A 15,638-nucleotide genomic window follows, 5' to 3' on the forward strand; every position below is an offset into this window, starting at 1 on the left:
AAGCCTAGCGCCGCTTCGAGACCTCCTCGTCACGCTCGCGAGGCCGCGCTGCGCAGCGCGGCCTCATGCGCCTCTCGCTCGCGTCGGCTGGTGTCGATGTGCGCGAGAGCCAGTGCGCTCGCCCGCTCGCCGTCCCGGTCACTGATCGCCTGGAACAGGGCCTCGTGCTCGTCGGTGACGTGCACGAGGTCGTCGTGCTGGGAGAGTCCCCAGCGCAGCCTGCTGCGCATGCTCCGCATCAGGTCCTGCAGCAGGCGGTTCTCGGCCAGCGCGGTGACCACCTCGTGGAAGTCCGCGGCGGCGCGCCGCGACGTGATCCGATCCTCGATGACGGCGCTGCTCTTCTCCGCCTCGAGCGCCCTCCGCAGCTCCTCGAGTCCGTCTCGGCGATGGCGCTCCGCGGCGAGACGGAAGGCCAGCGGTTCGAGCACCGCACGCACCTCGTCGAGATCCGTCATGTCGGCGGAGGTGAACTCGCGAACCACCGCCCAGGTACGGGGCCGCAGGATGACGAGCCCCTCCCCCTCGAGCACCTTCAGGGCGTCGCGGACAGGCACGCGGCTCACGCCGAACTCCGCAGCGAGGTCGCGCTCGATGAGCCTGCTTCCCGGTTCGCGCACGCCGTCGAGGATGGCTCCGCGGATCCAGTCCGCGACTCTGGTCGATTCGAGGACGCGCTCTTCTGCAGTGCTCACCCCGTCATTCTTCCACCGGGTTCCGTCGAGACCCGATCAGCGGTGCGCGGGTCCTCCACTCGACGTCGCCGGCTCTGACGATGCCCTCGTCGAGCCTCGAAGCGCCCCCGGCGCGGATCCCCCGCGCCCTCCCACGGCGAAGGGGCCGATCCGTGCGGATCGACCCCTTCGTCATCGTGGGCTACTTCTTCTTCTTGCCCTGTGCCCTGCGCTGCTCGCGGTTGCCTGCAGCCGGCGCCGGGGCGGCGGCATCCGTCTTCTGGCCGAAGGCGCCGCGCGGGGCCTCGGCCTCCGCCTCGGGCTGCTCCGCCGCTGCGCGTGCGGCCGCGGCCTGGCGGAGACGCTCGGTCGCAGCCTGCTGGACCTGCCCTCGATCGTTGCGCACCTCGACCTCGCCGGCGTCGTTCGCGGCGGAGTACTCGAGTCGCTGCTCGCCGCCGCCCTCGGAGAGACCCTTGGCCTCGACCTCTGCGGTCTCGGCGTCTCCCGCGCGACGGACCTCGACCTCGAGGTTGTAGAGGTAGCCGACCGACTCCTCCTTGATCTGCCCCATCATGGACTGGAACATCGCGTAGCCCTCGCGCTGATACTCGATCAGCGGGTCGCGCTGCGCCATCGCCCTGAGGCCGATGCCGTCCTTGAGGTAGTCCATCTCGTAGAGGTGGTCGCGCCAACGGCGGTCGAGCACCTGCAGCACGACGCGGCGCTCGAGCTCGCGGGTCGCCGCCTCGCCGAGGGACTCCTCCCGCTTCTCGTAGGCGATCTTCGCGTCGGACAGCAGCTCGCGAGTCAGCCCGTCTGCCGTGATCCCGCCCTTGCGCCCCTGCGCTTCGGCGACGACCTCATCGATCGTGACGCTGACCGGGTAGAGCGTCTTCAGCTCGGTCCAGAGCGCGTCGAAGTCCCAGCTCTCGTTGTGGCCCTCGCCGGTGTGGTCGTTCACGACGCCGGTGATCGCGTCCTCGATGAAGTGCTGCACGCGGTCGGCGATGTCGTCGCCCTGCAGGATGTGGCGACGGTCGGCGTAGATCGCCTCGCGCTGACGGTTGAGCACGTCGTCGTACTTGAGGACGTTCTTGCGCATCTCGGCGTTGCGCGCCTCGACCTGCGACTGCGCGCTGCGGATCGCGCGCGACACCAGGCCGGACTCGATCGGCACGTCGTCGGGGAAGTTGGTGCGGTTGAGGATCGCCTCCGCCGCCCCCGACTGGAACAGGCGCATGAGGTCGTCGGTGAGGCTCAGGTAGAAACGGCTCTCACCGGGGTCGCCCTGGCGGCCGGAGCGGCCTCGGAGCTGGTTGTCGATCCGTCGCGACTCGTGGCGCTCGGTGCCCAGGACGTAGAGCCCGCCGGCCTCGATGACCTTCTCGGCCTCCTCGGCGACGACGGCCTTGGTCGCGGCGTACGCCTCGTCCCAGGCGATCTCGTACTCCTCGGGGGTCTCGACCGGGTCGAGTCCCTTGGACTTGAGCTCCTGCACGGCGAGGAACTCCGCGTTGCCGCCGAGCATGATGTCGGTACCGCGACCGGCCATGTTCGTGGCGACGGTGACGGCGCCCAGACGGCCGGCGCGGGCGACGATCTCGGCCTCGCGAGCGTGGTTCTTCGCGTTGAGGACCTCGTGCTTGACGCCCTTCTTGGCGAGCAGGCGGGAGAGGTACTCGCTCTTCTCGACGCTCACCGTGCCGACCAGCACCGGCTGACCGCTGGCGTGGCGCTCGGCGATGTCCTCGACGACCTGCGCGAACTTCGCGGTCTCGTTCTTGTAGACGAGATCGGCCTGGTCCTTGCGGATCATCGGCCTGTTGGTCGGGATCGGGATGACGCCGAGCTTGTAGGTCGACATGAACTCCGCGGCCTCGGTCTCGGCGGTACCGGTCATGCCTGCGAGCTTGTCGTAGAGGCGGAAGTAGTTCTGAAGCGTCACCGTGGCGAGGGTCTGGTTCTCCGCCTTGACGGGGACGCCCTCCTTGGCCTCGATGGCCTGGTGGATGCCCTCGTTGTAACGGCGTCCGACCAGGATGCGGCCGGTGTGCTCGTCGACGATCATGACCTCGTCGTTCATGACGACGTAGTCGGTGTCCTTCTTGAACAGGGCGAGCGCCTTGATCGAGTTGTTCAGGAACGAGATCAGCGGGGTGTTCGCGGACTCGTACAGGTTGTCGATGCCGAGGTAGTCCTCGACCTTCTCGATGCCGGGCTCCAGGACACCGACGGTGCGCTTCTTCTCGTCGACCTCGTAGTCCTCGCCGACCTCGAGGGTCCGGGCGATCTTCGCGAACTCGGCGAACCAGCGGTTCGCCTCTCCCGACGACGGACCGGAGATGATCAGCGGCGTGCGCGCCTCGTCGATGAGGATCGAGTCGACCTCGTCGACGATCGCGAAGTAGTGCTCGCGCTGCACGAGGTCTTCCTTGCGCCACGCCATGTTGTCGCGCAGGTAGTCGAAGCCGAACTCGTTGTTCGTGCCGTAGGTGATGTCGGCGGCGTACTGCTCACGGCGCACGGCGGGCGTCTGCCCGGAGACGATGATGCCCGTCGTCATCCCGAGCGCGCGGTACACGCGGCCCATGAGCTCGGCCTGATAGGAGGCGAGGAAGTCGTTCACCGTGATGACGTGCACGCCCTCGCCGGCGATCGCGTTCAAGTAGGCGGGGAACGTGGCGACGAGGGTCTTGCCCTCACCCGTCTTCATCTCGGCGATGTTGCCGAGGTGGAGGGCCGCGCCGCCCATGATCTGCACGTCGTACGCGCGCATGCCGAGTGTGCGCTTGGCCGCCTCGCGGACGGCGGCGAACGCCTCGGGCATGAGCTGGTCGAGGGTCTCGCCTGCCGCGTACCGCTCGCGCAGCACGGTCGTCTCGTCGCGCAGCTCGTCATCGGTGAGCTTGGAGATGTCCTCTTCCAGCGCATTCACCGCCTTGACGACCTGGTTCAGACGACGGATGACCCGCCCTTCACCGGCGCGCAGCAGCTTCTCAAGAGGATTGGCCACGGATGTCATCTCCCTGTCAGTGGGTGAACAGCCCGCTCGCCGCATGGCGAACAGCAGGCATACGTGCTCATGTTACCGGTCTGTGACCTGCAGATCGTCTGCACGCCGTCTCAGCGGCCCGCGCGGTACCCCGGATGCACGTCGCGGTCGACCCCGTGGGCCTCGGCGAGCTTGCCCAGGAGCTCCGCGAGCGTCGCGCGCTCCTGCTCCGTCAGCACCTCGATCGTCGCCGCTTCGTGCGCCGCGCCGACCGTGCGCATCTCGGCGAGTACCTCTCGCCCTCGGGCGTCCAGCTCGAGCCGCTGGACCCGCCGATCGGACTGACTGCGCACCCTCCGCACGAGCCCCTTCTCCTGCAGGGAGTCGATCAGCGCCACCACGCGGCTCGGCACGACGCCGAGCTGGCGGGCGAGCTCCTGCTGACTGAGTCCGTCCGACTGCGCGATGAGGCGCAGGATGCCGAGATCGCTCGGCTGCACGCCCAGCGGCGCCACCCGCTCGGCGAATCGCTGGCCGACGGCGGATCCCACTTGGGAGAGCAGGAACGCGATGCGTCGGAACGGCGGGGTGGAGGATGCGGGCATGACGACAGTTTATCCACCCACAGTAATCATTCTGTGCTATGAATGATTCATGACTACGACTGAACCCTCGACGGCATCCACCCGTCGCCAGCCCGGCCCGCCTCTCGCACCGATCGCCATCGTCACCATGGCGCTGTTCATGATGTCCCTCACGATCCCGCTGCTCCTCGCAGGCACGGCCTACCCCTCCCCGTTCGGCGATGATCGGGCAATCCTGGACTACTTCCGCCAGAACACCGCCGCCACGACCATCACCGCGCTCCTGCAGTTCGCCGCCGCCCTACCCCTCGCCATCTACGCGGCGGTCTCGACGACACGGTTGAACCGTCTCGGGATCCGCGCGCCGGGAGTCTCGATCGCCTTCGCCGGCGGCATCCTCTCCTCCGCAGCCATGACGATCTCGGCGTTCGCATCCTGGGGCCTCACACGACCGGCGACCCTCGCGGACGACGCTCTCGTGCGCACGCTCCACGACCTCGCTTTCATCTCCGGCGGCCCCGGCGCCGTCGTCCCTCTGGGCCTTCTCGTGGCAGGCATCGCCGTTCCGGGGCTGCTCGCAGGACTGCTCCCCCGCTGGCTCGCGATCACCGGGCTCGTCCTCGCGGGGATCGCCGTCCTCGGCACGCACGCCGTCGCCGTGCCCGCTCTCGCCGTACTCCTACCCATCGCCCGGTTCCCCTCGATGGTGTGGTTGATCATCGCGGCGCTCCGACTCCCGAAGGACCGCGCACCGCGTAACCGCACGTCCTGACGACGCGGGGGTTCCCCTGCATACCCGGTATCCATATACTCGGTATGCCCGCATCACGCTCAGGGAGGTCCCCCATGTCGGTTCGTCAGAGCCTGCTCGCCATCCTCGATCAGGGCGCCTGCTACGGCTACCAGCTGCGCCATGAGTTCGACCGTCGCACCGGGTCGACCTGGCCGCTGAACGTCGGTCAGATCTACAACACCCTGGAGAGACTCGAACGCGACGGCCTCGTCGAACGCGGCGACGCCGACGAGCAGGGGCACATCTACTGGCAGATCACCGAGGCGGGCTCGGCGGAGGTCGCCGACTGGTTGTCCTCCCCTGTCGTGCGCGCACAGGCGACGAGGGACGAGCTCGCGATCAAGCTGGCCGTGGCGGCGACCCTCCCCGGGGTCGACGTGGCCGGCGTGATCCAGACCCAGCGCACCGCATCGCTCACGCAGCTGCAGACCCTGCAGCGCGCGAAGTACGCCGGCGGCGACCCCGAGGGACCGGAGGAGCTGTCCTGGGCTCTCGTCATCGACTCGATGATCTTCGCGGCCGAGGCGGAGGTGCGCTGGTTGGACCACACCGAGCAGCGGCTCGCGCTGCACCCGCGGCACACCATGGGACTCGAGCTCACCGCTGATCGGCCCAAGCGAGGCCGTCCGGCGAAGACGGATGCCGCACTCGCCGGCGCCGAGCAGAGCTGATGACCGAGACGGTGCTCCGACTCGTCGGAGTGACCCAGCAGTACGGACAGGGAGCGACCGCGGTGTCGGCCCTGTCCGGCGTCGATCTCGACGTATCCCGCGGCGAGCTCGTCGCGGTCATGGGCGCCTCCGGATCGGGGAAGTCGACTCTTCTCTCGATCGCCGGGGGCCTGGCGAAGCCGACGACCGGAGAGGTCATCATCGAGGGTGCGTACCTCAGCGAGCAGTCGCCGAAGGAGCTCGCGCAGCTCCGCCGCCGGTCGCTCGGCTTCGTCTTCCAGGACTTCAACCTCATCCCCACCCTCTCCGCGATCGAGAACGTGACTCTTCCGCTCGAGCTCGACGGGTTCCGCAACGGCGTGGCCAGGCGGGCCGCGGAGGAGGCGCTGCTCTCCGTTGGCCTCGCCGACAGGATCGACGCCTATCCTGACGACCTCTCCGGAGGTCAGCAGCAGCGGGTCGCGATCGCCAGGGCCGTCGTCGGAGGACGCAGGCTGATCCTCGCCGACGAGCCCACCGGCGCCCTCGACTCGGTCACCGGCGAGTTGGTGCTGAGGATGCTGCGGGAGAGGATCGACGCCGGCGCCGCCGGCATCCTCGTGACCCACGAGGCCCGCCACGCGGCGTTCGCCGACAGGATCGTGTTCCTCCGCGACGGACGCATCGTGGACGAGACCAGACGTCAGGGCGCGGAGGTCCTGCTCGCGGGCAGCGGGAGATGACCCGCGGCGGATCCGGTGCGCGCTGGCGCGTGGCCGCGCGACTGGCCCGGCGTCAGGTGCGCAGGGCGATGCTGTCGAGCATCCTCATCGGGGTGCTCATCATGCTGCCGATCGCCGCGATGACCGCGTACGCGATCATCGCGGCCAGCACGATCGCCACCCCCCAGGAGCGCGTCACCAGCGAGCTGGGGCGCACCGAGGCCTGGATCGCGGTGAAAGGGCTCCCCGGCGACGGCTTCTGGCAGTCGCCGACGCAGCCGGACTGGACCGGCTACTCGTCGGATCTCGTCGACGCCCCGTCCGGGACCGCCGTCGCCGACCCGATGGCTCTCCTGCCGGAGGGAACCGCCGCCATCCCCCTCGTCGAGGGCACGGTGCGCGTCGTCACCCCCGACGGCGTGACCGGGATGCCCGCCTGGTCCGGGGAGTCCTGGGATCCGCGACTGTCGGGGCGGTTCGACCTCGTCGACGGACGGAGGCCGCACGGCGCCCAGGAGGCTCTTGCGACACCGGCGACGATGACTCGGCTGCAGATTTCCGTCGGAGATGCCGTCACCCTCGCGGAGAGCGGATCGAGGTTCACGGTCGTCGGGACGATGAGCGCCGCTCCTCTCGCAGACGATGTCCCCGCTCTCTTCCTGCCATCGTCCGACGCTCTCGCCGGAGAGAAGCGCTGGTACCTCCCCGAGCACGAACTGGGCTGGAGCGACGTCACGTCCTTGAACGAGCAGGGGATCGTCGCCTTCTCCCGCGCGGTGGTTCTGGACCCGCCCGACCTCCGCGGCACGGACGCGGAGCTCCCCTACGACGAGTACTGGTCTGCGCGGTACTCGATGCTCATCATCCTCTCCGCCGCCGGGGTGTTCGCCGCCTATGTGGTGGTCATGCTCGCGGGCGCAGCGTTCGCCGTGTCCGCCCGGCGCCAGCAGCATGCACTCGCGGTCGCGGCGAGCGTCGGCGCCTCGTCGGGCGACCTGCGCAGGATCGTGCTCCTGCAGGGCACGACGCTCGGGTCGATCGGGGGCGTCGTCGGGGCGGTCATCGGCGTCGGCGCCGCCGCCCTGATCCTGGGGATGCTCGACGACGGATCCGCGACCGCGTTCCCCGGGTTCCACCTCCCCTGGGAGTTCCTCCTCGCGATCCTCGTGTTCGCCGTCATCGTGGGAACGGTGTCTGCCGCGACTCCTGCGCACACCGTGGCGCGCTCCGACGTCCTGGGCGCGCTGCGCGGCTCTCGCCGCCCTCAGACGCCCCGAGCATCCCGACCGGTGCTCGGGTCCGCGCTCATGCTCCTCGGCGTCGCCGTCACGATCGGCTCGGCACTCGCGGTCGTCGCGGTGACCTCCTCGGCTCTCCCGTGGGACTCGCCGCTGCGCACGATCCCGCCGGTCGGCATCGTGGTCGGCCCGATCGTCGCGCAGATCGGCATCCTGCTCTCCGGGCGCTGGCTGCTCTGGATCACCGCGCGCGCCATGTCCCGGATCGGGCTGGCCGCCCGTCTCGCCGCGCGGGACGCCTCGACGAACGCCTCGCGCACCGTTCCGGCGTTCGCTGCCATCGCCGCGACCGTCTTCATCGGCGTCTTCGCGCTCGGCGCGTACTCGATGCAGAACGCGCAGTCCGCGCGGAACTGGTTCTACCAGGCGCCCGTCGGGAGCATGTCCGTCGCCTTCCAGCCTTCGGATACGGCCGGTCCCTTCGCGCTCACCACGGAGCAGGCCGCCGATGCCGAGACGGCGGCCAGAGAGCTCGCGCACGCGGCGAGCGCCACCGGAATCGCGACCATCGGCGCCCAGGTGCCCGTCTGGATCTACCCGTCAGCCGACGACGTACCCGACGACGTCGTCTCGGCGATCGCCCTGCTGCCCGACGAGCATCTCATCGACCCCACGGAGCAGAACTCCTACACGTCTCGCGGACAGGATCCGTCGAACCCGCTCTCGGTGATCGCGCCGGAGGAGATCGAGACGGCTCTCGGTGTCCAACTGACCCCGCAGCAGTTGCGGGACTACCGCGACGGCGCCGCGCTCTCCGCCGATCCGCGCTTCGTCACCGACGGGTCCGTCGAACTCGCCGCGTGGACGGGCGCGCAGGCGTACGAGGGAGGGATGCCGGACAACATCTGGATCTCCGCGGAATCCGTCGATCACGCCCCTGCCTGGCAGAAGACGATCCCGGCGATCTCGGTGCCGCTCCCCCTTCAGCCGACCCTGATCGCGATCACACCCGACACTGCGGAGTCCCTCGGCATCGCCTGGCAGCCGCGATCTCTCGTCGCGTCCTTCGACTCGCCGCCGTCGGCCGAGACCCGCGACCGCATCATGTCGGAGGCGGACACGCTCAGCACCTCCTCCTGGGCGCTCACCGCCGCATGGGAGCAGGGTCCCCCCGACGATGCGATGTGGATGGCGCCGATCATCGCCGCCGTCGCGACGCTGGTCCTCGGCGCCAGCGCGGTGGCGCTCAGCCTCGCGCGGGTCGAACGCCGGCCCGACGACGCCACGCTCTCCGCTGTGGGAGGGACGGCGGGCCTGCGCCGCCGCATCGGATTCTGGCAGGGCCTGATCATCGCCGGGTTCGGCACGATCGCCGGAGCGGCGGCCGGGGTGCTCCCGCCGATCGGGTTCGCCATCCAGTCGCGCGGCGACCTTCTCCTGGCTGATGCGCCCTGGACCGTGCTCGCGCTCTTCGTGCTCGCTCTGCCGGTGGGCATCGCGCTGGTGAGCTGGCTCGTGCCTCCCCGCAGACCCGAGCTGATCCGGCGAACCTCGATCGCCTGACACACGCTGTGAGCGAACCGGCGCGCTCTCAGGCGGATGCACAGCCTGCGCATTCGCACGGATTACTAGGATCGGATCATGGCTGGAATTTGGGGCAGACGCAAGCGCGAGCAGGAAGAGCTGGCGGCTCAGGACGCCGATCTCGCACGGCGGGCGGAACAGGCACTGGTCGCGACAGACGAGCGGATCCGTTCGACCTCCGATGAGCTGTCGTTCGCGGAGGCAGAGCTCGGCGAGTCGCTGACCGCCGACCTCAAGGCAGCGCTGACAGCCGTGCGCACCCACCTGCGCGAGGCGTTCCAGCTGCACCAGCTCAACCACGACGAGATCCCGGACACGCCAGAGGAGCTGCGCACACGCAACGCGCGCATCGCACAGCTGTGCGACTGGGCTCAGGATCTCCTCGACGAGAAGACGTCCGTGCTGGCGGAGTCGATCGCCAAGGTGCGGCGAGCTCCCGAGGTGATCGCGCAGGTGCGCGCGGATGCCGCCGCCCTCAGCGCCCGCATCCCGCAGACGAACGACACGGTCACGCGCCTGAACTCCCGATACGCCGATTCGGCGATGAACCAGATCACCGCGAGCGCGGCCGAGGCGGAGCAGCTCATCGCGTTCGCCACTCACGGCGCCGATGTGTCGGAGCGACGCCGCGCGTCGAAGCAGAACGAAGAGGCCAACCTCGCGCTGGAGACGGCGACCGAGGCCACGCGGCGCGCGTCCGCACTGCTCGACGCGGTCGAGGACTTCGAGATCGAGGCCCTTCGCGCCGAGTCGACGCTGGCCGAGGTCGTCGCCGATTCCCGCTCCGACCTCATCGCAGCGCGTACGGCCCCTCAGGTCCCCGCGGTGGCCTCCGCCGTCACCGCACTTCAGAGGGCCCTGGACGCGCTCACCCCCGCCGGCACCCCCGGCGACCCGTTCGGCGAGCTCTCCCAGCTCCGCGCCGCCAACACGGCGCTCGACGAGGCCATCGCCAAGGCACGGTACCGCGCCGAGAACCCGCTCCCCAGCATCCAGCAGGTGCAGCACGCCATCGATGACGCCGATCGTCAGCTCGGCGTCGCCCGCGGTCTCATCTCCGGACACCGCGGCTGGATCGGCGCGGACGCACGCACACGGCTCGCCGAAGCCGAGCGTCTGCGCGTCGATCTCTCCGACCTGCTTCCCGCCGAAGAGACGCGCGAGGAGGCGCTCACCGGCGCCCGCCGCGTGGCCCACCTGGCGTCAGAGGCGCTGCAGCTCGCTCAGCGCGACATCGACTCCTCCCGCCCGCAGGATCAGGGCTGGGGCGGCGGCGGATGGGGCGGTGGACCCCGCGGCGGCAGTCGGGGCGGGGGCGGCGACATCGCCTCCGGCATCCTCGGTGGACTCGTGATCGGCAGCATCCTCGACGGGATCTTCGACTGACACGGCGACGCGTCTTCTCACGCCGAAAGGCCCGGCCCCCTGTGGAGGGACCGGGCCTTTCGCATTCCTCTCAGGAGGCGAGTGCCTCGGACGGCGGCGCCTGGGTGCTCAGCGCGATGACGCCGTAGTCCCATCCCTTGCGGCGATACACGACGCTCGGGTGGTCGGTGCGCACATCGACGAACAGGAAGAAGTCGTGTCCGACCAGCTCCATGCGGTCGACCGCCTCCTCCACCGTCATCCATTCGGCGTCGAAGCTCTTGGTGCGGATGACGACGGGCGAGTAGACGTCTTCTTCCTCGCTCTGCACCGGGACGCTCCCGGTGGCGACGGCGTGCAGGACGTCGACGGATGCCGGCTGCACGTCGATTCCCTCCAGGGCTCCGCTGCCCTTCTCGAAGTGCGCGCCTCGTGGGTGCTGGCGCCCGTCGACCCTCTTCTCCTTCGCCCGACGCAGCTGCTCGGACATCTTGTCGACCGCGAGGTCGAGGGCGACGAACTTGTCGCCGTCCGTGGCCTCGGCACGGACCACTGGTCCCTTGCCGACCAGCGTCAGCTCGACGGTCTCGTCAGGTACGTGCCCGTTCCGATACACACGGTGGGTGACCTTCACGTCCAGCCGCTGCGCTCGGGACGCGAGCATCTGGATCCTGGCGATCTTCTCTTCGACAACGGTTCGGAAGCGATCGGTGATACCCACTCCGACGCCAACGATGCTTGTTTCCATTGCTGCCTCCTTGTCCCGGTCCACCCGGCCAAGGGCGGACCGTGGTCGCCTTGTTCTGCCCAACCGTAGTCCGCTCGTCGGCCGTTGTCACCACTCAATTGCTCCGTGTCGTCGGTGCGTCTCCTCTGAGCCCGCTGTGACGCGCCGTCGCCGCGAGCGCCACGGCCGCGACGACCTCGAACCCAGCCTGACCGAGCACTCTCGCGGCCTCGTCGAACGTCGCCCCCGTCGTGACGACGTCGTCGACCAGCACGACGCGTGCGCCCTCACCCCGCCGCCGAGCGCGCATGCTCCCCCGCACGTTCTGCGCGCGCTCCGCCCTCCCCAGCCCGCGCTGGTCGGCGCGTGCACCGGCGTGCCTCAGCAGGCGCCACGGAGCGACACCGGCACGCGCGAGGAGCATGTCGGGCACCCGGTACCCCCGACGGCGGAAGGCCGCGCGTGAGGTCGGGATCGGCGACGCACGGATGCCCTCGTCGAGCTCATCGAGGAGAGCGCCCGACAGCGCGATGCCGAGTGGGCGCGCGAGCACCGTTGCGCCCTCTCCCTTCAGGCTGCGAATGCAGCGCGCCGCCACCCCCTCGAACGGCAACGCCGCGCGCACTCGGAGCCCGGCCGGGGTCCGGAGCTCGTGCGGAGCGGGCGTCAGCGCTTCGCGGCATCCCTCGCAGAGGAAGACGCCCGGCAGATCGCAGCCGGCGCACGAGGCGGCGAGCAGGAACGCCCCGATCTCGGCGCCGATCGCGCGCCAGCGTGGAGGATGCATCCATCGATCCTGCCGTCCTTCGGCACGGAGACGACCTGAGAGCGGTCGTGGTCACCGAGATCGGTGGAGACTCTGCATCCCGCTTCACTCTGGGGAGGAGAAGTCTCTCAGCGCCCTGCGCGCGTTGCGAGCAGCAGGATGCCCGTGGTCGACTCCCGCCAGGCGGACCCGCTGCGCGCGAAGAGCGAGCCGCTCGAGGCGAGCACCCGCATGCCCGATGAGCCCTTCGCCCCTGCGATCGACACGGCGCCGGCCGGCGCGGTCTCGATGGTCCCCGGGCCCCCGACGATCTGCGTCAGGATCTTGGGCCCATCCGCTTCCGTCAGGATGCCGAGGCGATCGGAACCGAGCCACACCACGTCGTTCGCGGGTCCGTCGAGCCGAGCGACCTGCAGGGCGTCGCCGAGACTCGTCGGCATGCCGTTGCCGTCCCGCACCACCGCGGAGACGACGACCCACCGCTCCCCGCCGACCACCACGATCGCGGCCACGCGAGCCCCATCGGAGGAGACCCGGATCGCCGACACCTCGGACGCGCCCGGCCAGGCATCGGCGACATCATGACGCACGACGTCGTCGCCCACCGCGAACAGCTGTCCCGGCGCGTTCGCCGGCACGGACCACGTGTAGCCATAGGGGTCGAGAGACGGCGCGATCAGCCCCGGCCTCGCGTCGAGCTCGTCGAGACTGCCACCTCCTGCGAGGAACACCTTTCCGTCTGCGAGCCGGATGGCCGCGTGGGACTCGTCCACGGACACGTCGATCGCCGTCGCGGGCAGCGGGAGGCCGAGGACCGCCCCGCTGATCCCGGCGAGCGGGGTGATCTCGGTGCCGACGATGGTCCCGAACGCGCCGTCCTTCAGCACGATGCTCCCCACATCCGCAGGCTCTTCGACGACCTTCACCACTCCGGCGTTGAGGGTGCGTCCGTCGATGGTGAACCGCACCTGACTGACGTGGATGCCCGCCGCTTTGAGCGTCGCCTGGAGCTGAGTGCGCATGCGCGAGAGCGTCGTCGGGTCGAGTCCCTGCGCGTCCCGGTTCAATGCGACGTCCGCGACCAATTCGGCGTCGATGAACACGGCATCGCGGGCGAGCTTGACATCGGACGGGAACGCGCTCTGGACCGCCGGCTCCAGCCACGGGCTGGGTGCGCCCTCGATCAGGGTCTGCGTGACCGCCGTCGCGATGCTCTCGCGTCGAGGAAGCCAGCGGACGTCGGGGACCAGCCGCGACCAGCCCTCGTCGAAGTACTGCAGCGGATAGTCGCCGAACACCTGCGGGAAGCGCGACTGGTCGATGACGATGCCGTTCGGGGCCTTCGAGATGCGCCATTCGCCCTCGGTCTTGACGACGGAGAAGGTGAGGGAGGAGGTACCCGTGGCCGCCGAGTACGCGCCCGTTCCGTCCACGCTCGCGACCATGTCGATCCCGACCTGGATCTCCACGGTGTCGCCGTTCTTCGCGTCGGAGACGTCCTCCGCATCGGAGACGAACGTCCGCGAGGACGAGCTCTCGTCGATGGAGACGCCCTCACTGGGGCGCCAGGTCGCCGCGAGTTCAGGCGTGAGGAACTTCCTCGCCACGGCCCAGACGTCGGTCGGCGTCACCGCGGCCTCGAGGAAGTCGTCGACGATCTTCCTCGGACTCGCCCCGGGAAGCGGATCCGACGCGAGCAGGAGGATCTCGGGGACCTCGGACGACTCCCCGAGCGCGAGTCCCTGCTTCGGGTCTCCGCTGGTCGGCAGGCCGGTGCACGACGAGAGCAGGAGGACGGCCGCCGCCGCAGCGACGATCGTGCGCAGGATGCGTGACGTGCGCCGCGCCATCAGAGGCTCCCCTCGTCGAACAGATGCGGGGGCAGGTCGGCGAGCTCGATCGGCTGGGTCGCATCGGTAAGCTCGGCCAGGGGCTCCTGCGGTTCCAGCGGCACCGGGGACGGCCCGTCGATCACTCCCTGATGACGGGGCAGCGTGAGGACGAAATTGGTGCCCACACCGATCTCCGACCACACCGCGAGGGTGCCGCCGTGCAGCATCGCGTCGCCCAGCGCGATCGACAGGCCGAGACCCGTCCCGCCGATCGTGCGCTGGCGCGAGGGGTCGGCCCGCCAGAACCGGTCGAACACGCGTTCTGCGTCGTCCGCTTCCATCCCGAGGCCGGAATCCCTGACCCCGACGGCGACGGCGTGCTGATTGCTGTCCACCGTGATGACCACGGGGCGTCCTTCGCCGTGCTCGATCGCGTTCCCGATGAGGTTGCGCAGCACGCGCCGCACCCTGCGCGGATCCATGTCCACGGGAGAGTATCCGCCGGGGGCGACGAGACGCAGTTCGGTGTCGTGCCCCTCTGCGAGCGGTCGCATCTGATCGATCATGTCCTCGGCGAGGTGCGCGAGACTCGTCGCCTCGAGTTCGAGCTGCACGGAGCCCGCATCGTAGCGGCTGATCTCGAGCAGGTCGGAGAGCAGGGTCTCGAACCGCTGCACCTGGGTGTGCAGCAGCTCCGTCGTCCGCGACATCACGGGGTCGAACTCGTCACGCTGGTCGTTGAGCATGTCCGCCGCGAGGCGGATCGTGGTCAACGGCGTCCTCAGCTCATGCGACACGTCGGACACGAACCGCTGCTGCACGAGCGAGAGCTCACCGAGCTCCTTGATCTGCGCCTCGATGCTGTCCGCCATGGCGTTGAACGAGCGGCCGAGCGTCGCCAGTTCGTCTTCGCCTCGCACCTCGAGGCGGACGCCGAGATCACCGGAGGCGAGCCGGGCACTCGTCTCCGCGGCCTCGACGATCGGCGTCGACACGGTCCTGAGCACGACGAAGGAGATCACGGCGACGATCGCGACGAGGCCGATCCCGGCGATCCACAGCGTCCGCTGCACGAAGGACAGCGTCTGATCGGCGTCGGAGAGATCGTAGGAGAAGTACATCTGGAACGGACCGGCCTGAGGCACCTTGATCTGCTGGCCGACGATGATCCCCGGCACCTCCCTGCCCGACACCGTCAGTGCGACGGACTGCCAGGTCTGCCTGTCGTCGAACTCGACGACGCGGAAGCGCAGCGCCTGCGTGATGAGGTTCTCGCTCAGTCCCGCCGTGAACCCGTTCAGGCGCACGGCGGCCGTGTCCGTCCCGGCCTTCGCGTTGATCCGGATGCCCGCGATCCCCTCCGCGGTCGAGTTGCGTGCGAGGTCTCTCTGCACGCTGTCCCACAGCTCGGACAGCGCAGCGGGGTCGTCGCTGATCGCCGCGGAGTCGAGCACGGCCTGGGCCTGATCGACCGCCCTGCGCGCGTCCTCCAGCACCTCGTTCTTCCGCGAGTCGAAGAGATCCCCCTGGATGACGAGCGCCATCGTGACGCAGGTGACGAGGATCGCCAGCGACGTCAGCAGAAGAGTGACGGTCAGGGTCCGGAACCTCAGTGAGCGCCGCCAGAGCAGGCTCAGGGAGGACGGCCAGCCGCGCCAGTCGCGAAGGACAGCGACCGCCGTGGTGGTCGCTGTCGTCGCGGCCATGA

At 69.6% G+C, this 15,638-nt stretch carries 12 protein-coding genes; 5 read left to right on the forward strand and 7 right to left on the reverse strand.

Features of this window, described 5'->3' with window-relative positions; all coding sequences use genetic code 11:
• Positions 1 to 29: 29 nt before the first annotated feature.
• From MRBLWH10_RS09560 to MRBLWH10_RS09570, 3 genes are all read right to left on the reverse strand, one after another.
• Entirely contained in the window at positions 30 to 695 is a 666-nt protein-coding gene (locus MRBLWH10_RS09560; RefSeq protein ID WP_341942506.1) for a GntR family transcriptional regulator, read from the reverse strand.
• Between the two features lie 181 nt (positions 696 to 876).
• Positions 877 to 3,690 (reverse strand): preprotein translocase subunit SecA, encoded by a 2,814-nt coding sequence (secA, locus tag MRBLWH10_RS09565; RefSeq protein ID WP_341942507.1) that lies wholly within the window; start codon positions 3,688 to 3,690, stop codon positions 877 to 879.
• Between the two features lie 110 nt (positions 3,691 to 3,800).
• Positions 3,801 to 4,274, reverse strand: coding sequence for a MarR family transcriptional regulator (locus MRBLWH10_RS09570; protein ID WP_341942508.1), 474 nt, complete (start codon positions 4,272 to 4,274; stop codon positions 3,801 to 3,803).
• 49 nt (positions 4,275 to 4,323) lie between these two features.
• On the opposite strand from MRBLWH10_RS09570, the gene MRBLWH10_RS09575 reads away from it, so the two are divergent.
• The 5 genes from MRBLWH10_RS09575 to MRBLWH10_RS09595 all read left to right on the forward strand — a co-directional run bounded on the left by MRBLWH10_RS09575 (position 4,324) and on the right by MRBLWH10_RS09595 (position 10,626).
• Positions 4,324 to 5,025: a DUF4386 domain-containing protein gene (locus MRBLWH10_RS09575; RefSeq protein ID WP_341942509.1), complete on the forward strand. Its 702-nt coding sequence runs from the start codon at positions 4,324 to 4,326 to the stop codon at positions 5,023 to 5,025.
• A gap of 74 nt (positions 5,026 to 5,099) precedes the next feature.
• A complete protein-coding gene (locus MRBLWH10_RS09580) occupies positions 5,100 to 5,717 on the forward strand; it encodes a PadR family transcriptional regulator (RefSeq protein WP_105672452.1) in 618 nt (205 codons plus the stop codon).
• The gene (locus tag MRBLWH10_RS09585; RefSeq protein ID WP_223586683.1) at positions 5,717 to 6,439 is read left to right on the forward strand and encodes an ABC transporter ATP-binding protein; all 723 of its coding nucleotides are present in this window, start codon (positions 5,717 to 5,719) and stop codon (positions 6,437 to 6,439) included. The genes MRBLWH10_RS09580 and MRBLWH10_RS09585 overlap by 1 nt, the downstream gene beginning before the upstream one ends.
• A complete protein-coding gene (locus MRBLWH10_RS09590; RefSeq protein ID WP_341942510.1) occupies positions 6,436 to 9,219 on the forward strand; it encodes an FtsX-like permease family protein in 2,784 nt (927 codons plus the stop codon). The genes MRBLWH10_RS09585 and MRBLWH10_RS09590 overlap by 4 nt, the downstream gene beginning before the upstream one ends.
• 78 nt (positions 9,220 to 9,297) lie before the next feature.
• Positions 9,298 to 10,626 carry a hypothetical protein gene (locus MRBLWH10_RS09595; RefSeq protein WP_341942511.1) on the forward strand — a complete coding sequence of 443 codons (1,329 nt, stop codon included), beginning with the start codon at positions 9,298 to 9,300 and terminating at the stop codon, positions 10,624 to 10,626.
• 70 nt (positions 10,627 to 10,696) lie between these two features.
• On the opposite strand, the gene raiA is transcribed toward MRBLWH10_RS09595, so the two are convergent.
• The 4 genes from raiA to mtrB all read right to left on the reverse strand — a co-directional run bounded on the left by raiA (position 10,697) and on the right by mtrB (position 15,636).
• A complete protein-coding gene (gene raiA, locus MRBLWH10_RS09600; protein WP_105672456.1) occupies positions 10,697 to 11,353 on the reverse strand; it encodes a ribosome-associated translation inhibitor RaiA in 657 nt (218 codons plus the stop codon).
• 94 nt (positions 11,354 to 11,447) lie between these two features.
• Positions 11,448 to 12,119 carry a phosphoribosyltransferase family protein gene (locus MRBLWH10_RS09605; RefSeq protein WP_341942512.1) on the reverse strand — a complete coding sequence of 224 codons (672 nt, stop codon included), beginning with the start codon at positions 12,117 to 12,119 and terminating at the stop codon, positions 11,448 to 11,450.
• Positions 12,120 to 12,226: 107 nt separating this feature from the next.
• On the reverse strand, positions 12,227 to 13,948 hold the full coding sequence (locus MRBLWH10_RS09610) for an LpqB family beta-propeller domain-containing protein (RefSeq protein ID WP_341942513.1): 1,722 nt from the start codon (positions 13,946 to 13,948) through the stop codon (positions 12,227 to 12,229).
• Positions 13,948 to 15,636: an MtrAB system histidine kinase MtrB gene (mtrB, locus tag MRBLWH10_RS09615; RefSeq protein ID WP_341942514.1), complete on the reverse strand. Its 1,689-nt coding sequence runs from the start codon at positions 15,634 to 15,636 to the stop codon at positions 13,948 to 13,950. The genes MRBLWH10_RS09610 and mtrB overlap by 1 nt, the downstream gene beginning before the upstream one ends.
• Between the last annotated feature and the right edge of the window lie 2 nt (positions 15,637 to 15,638).

Origin of the sequence: Microbacterium sp. LWH10-1.2 (assembly GCF_038397765.1) — a bacterium.
Taxonomy (GTDB): Bacteria; Actinomycetota; Actinomycetes; order Actinomycetales; family Microbacteriaceae; genus Microbacterium; species Microbacterium natoriense.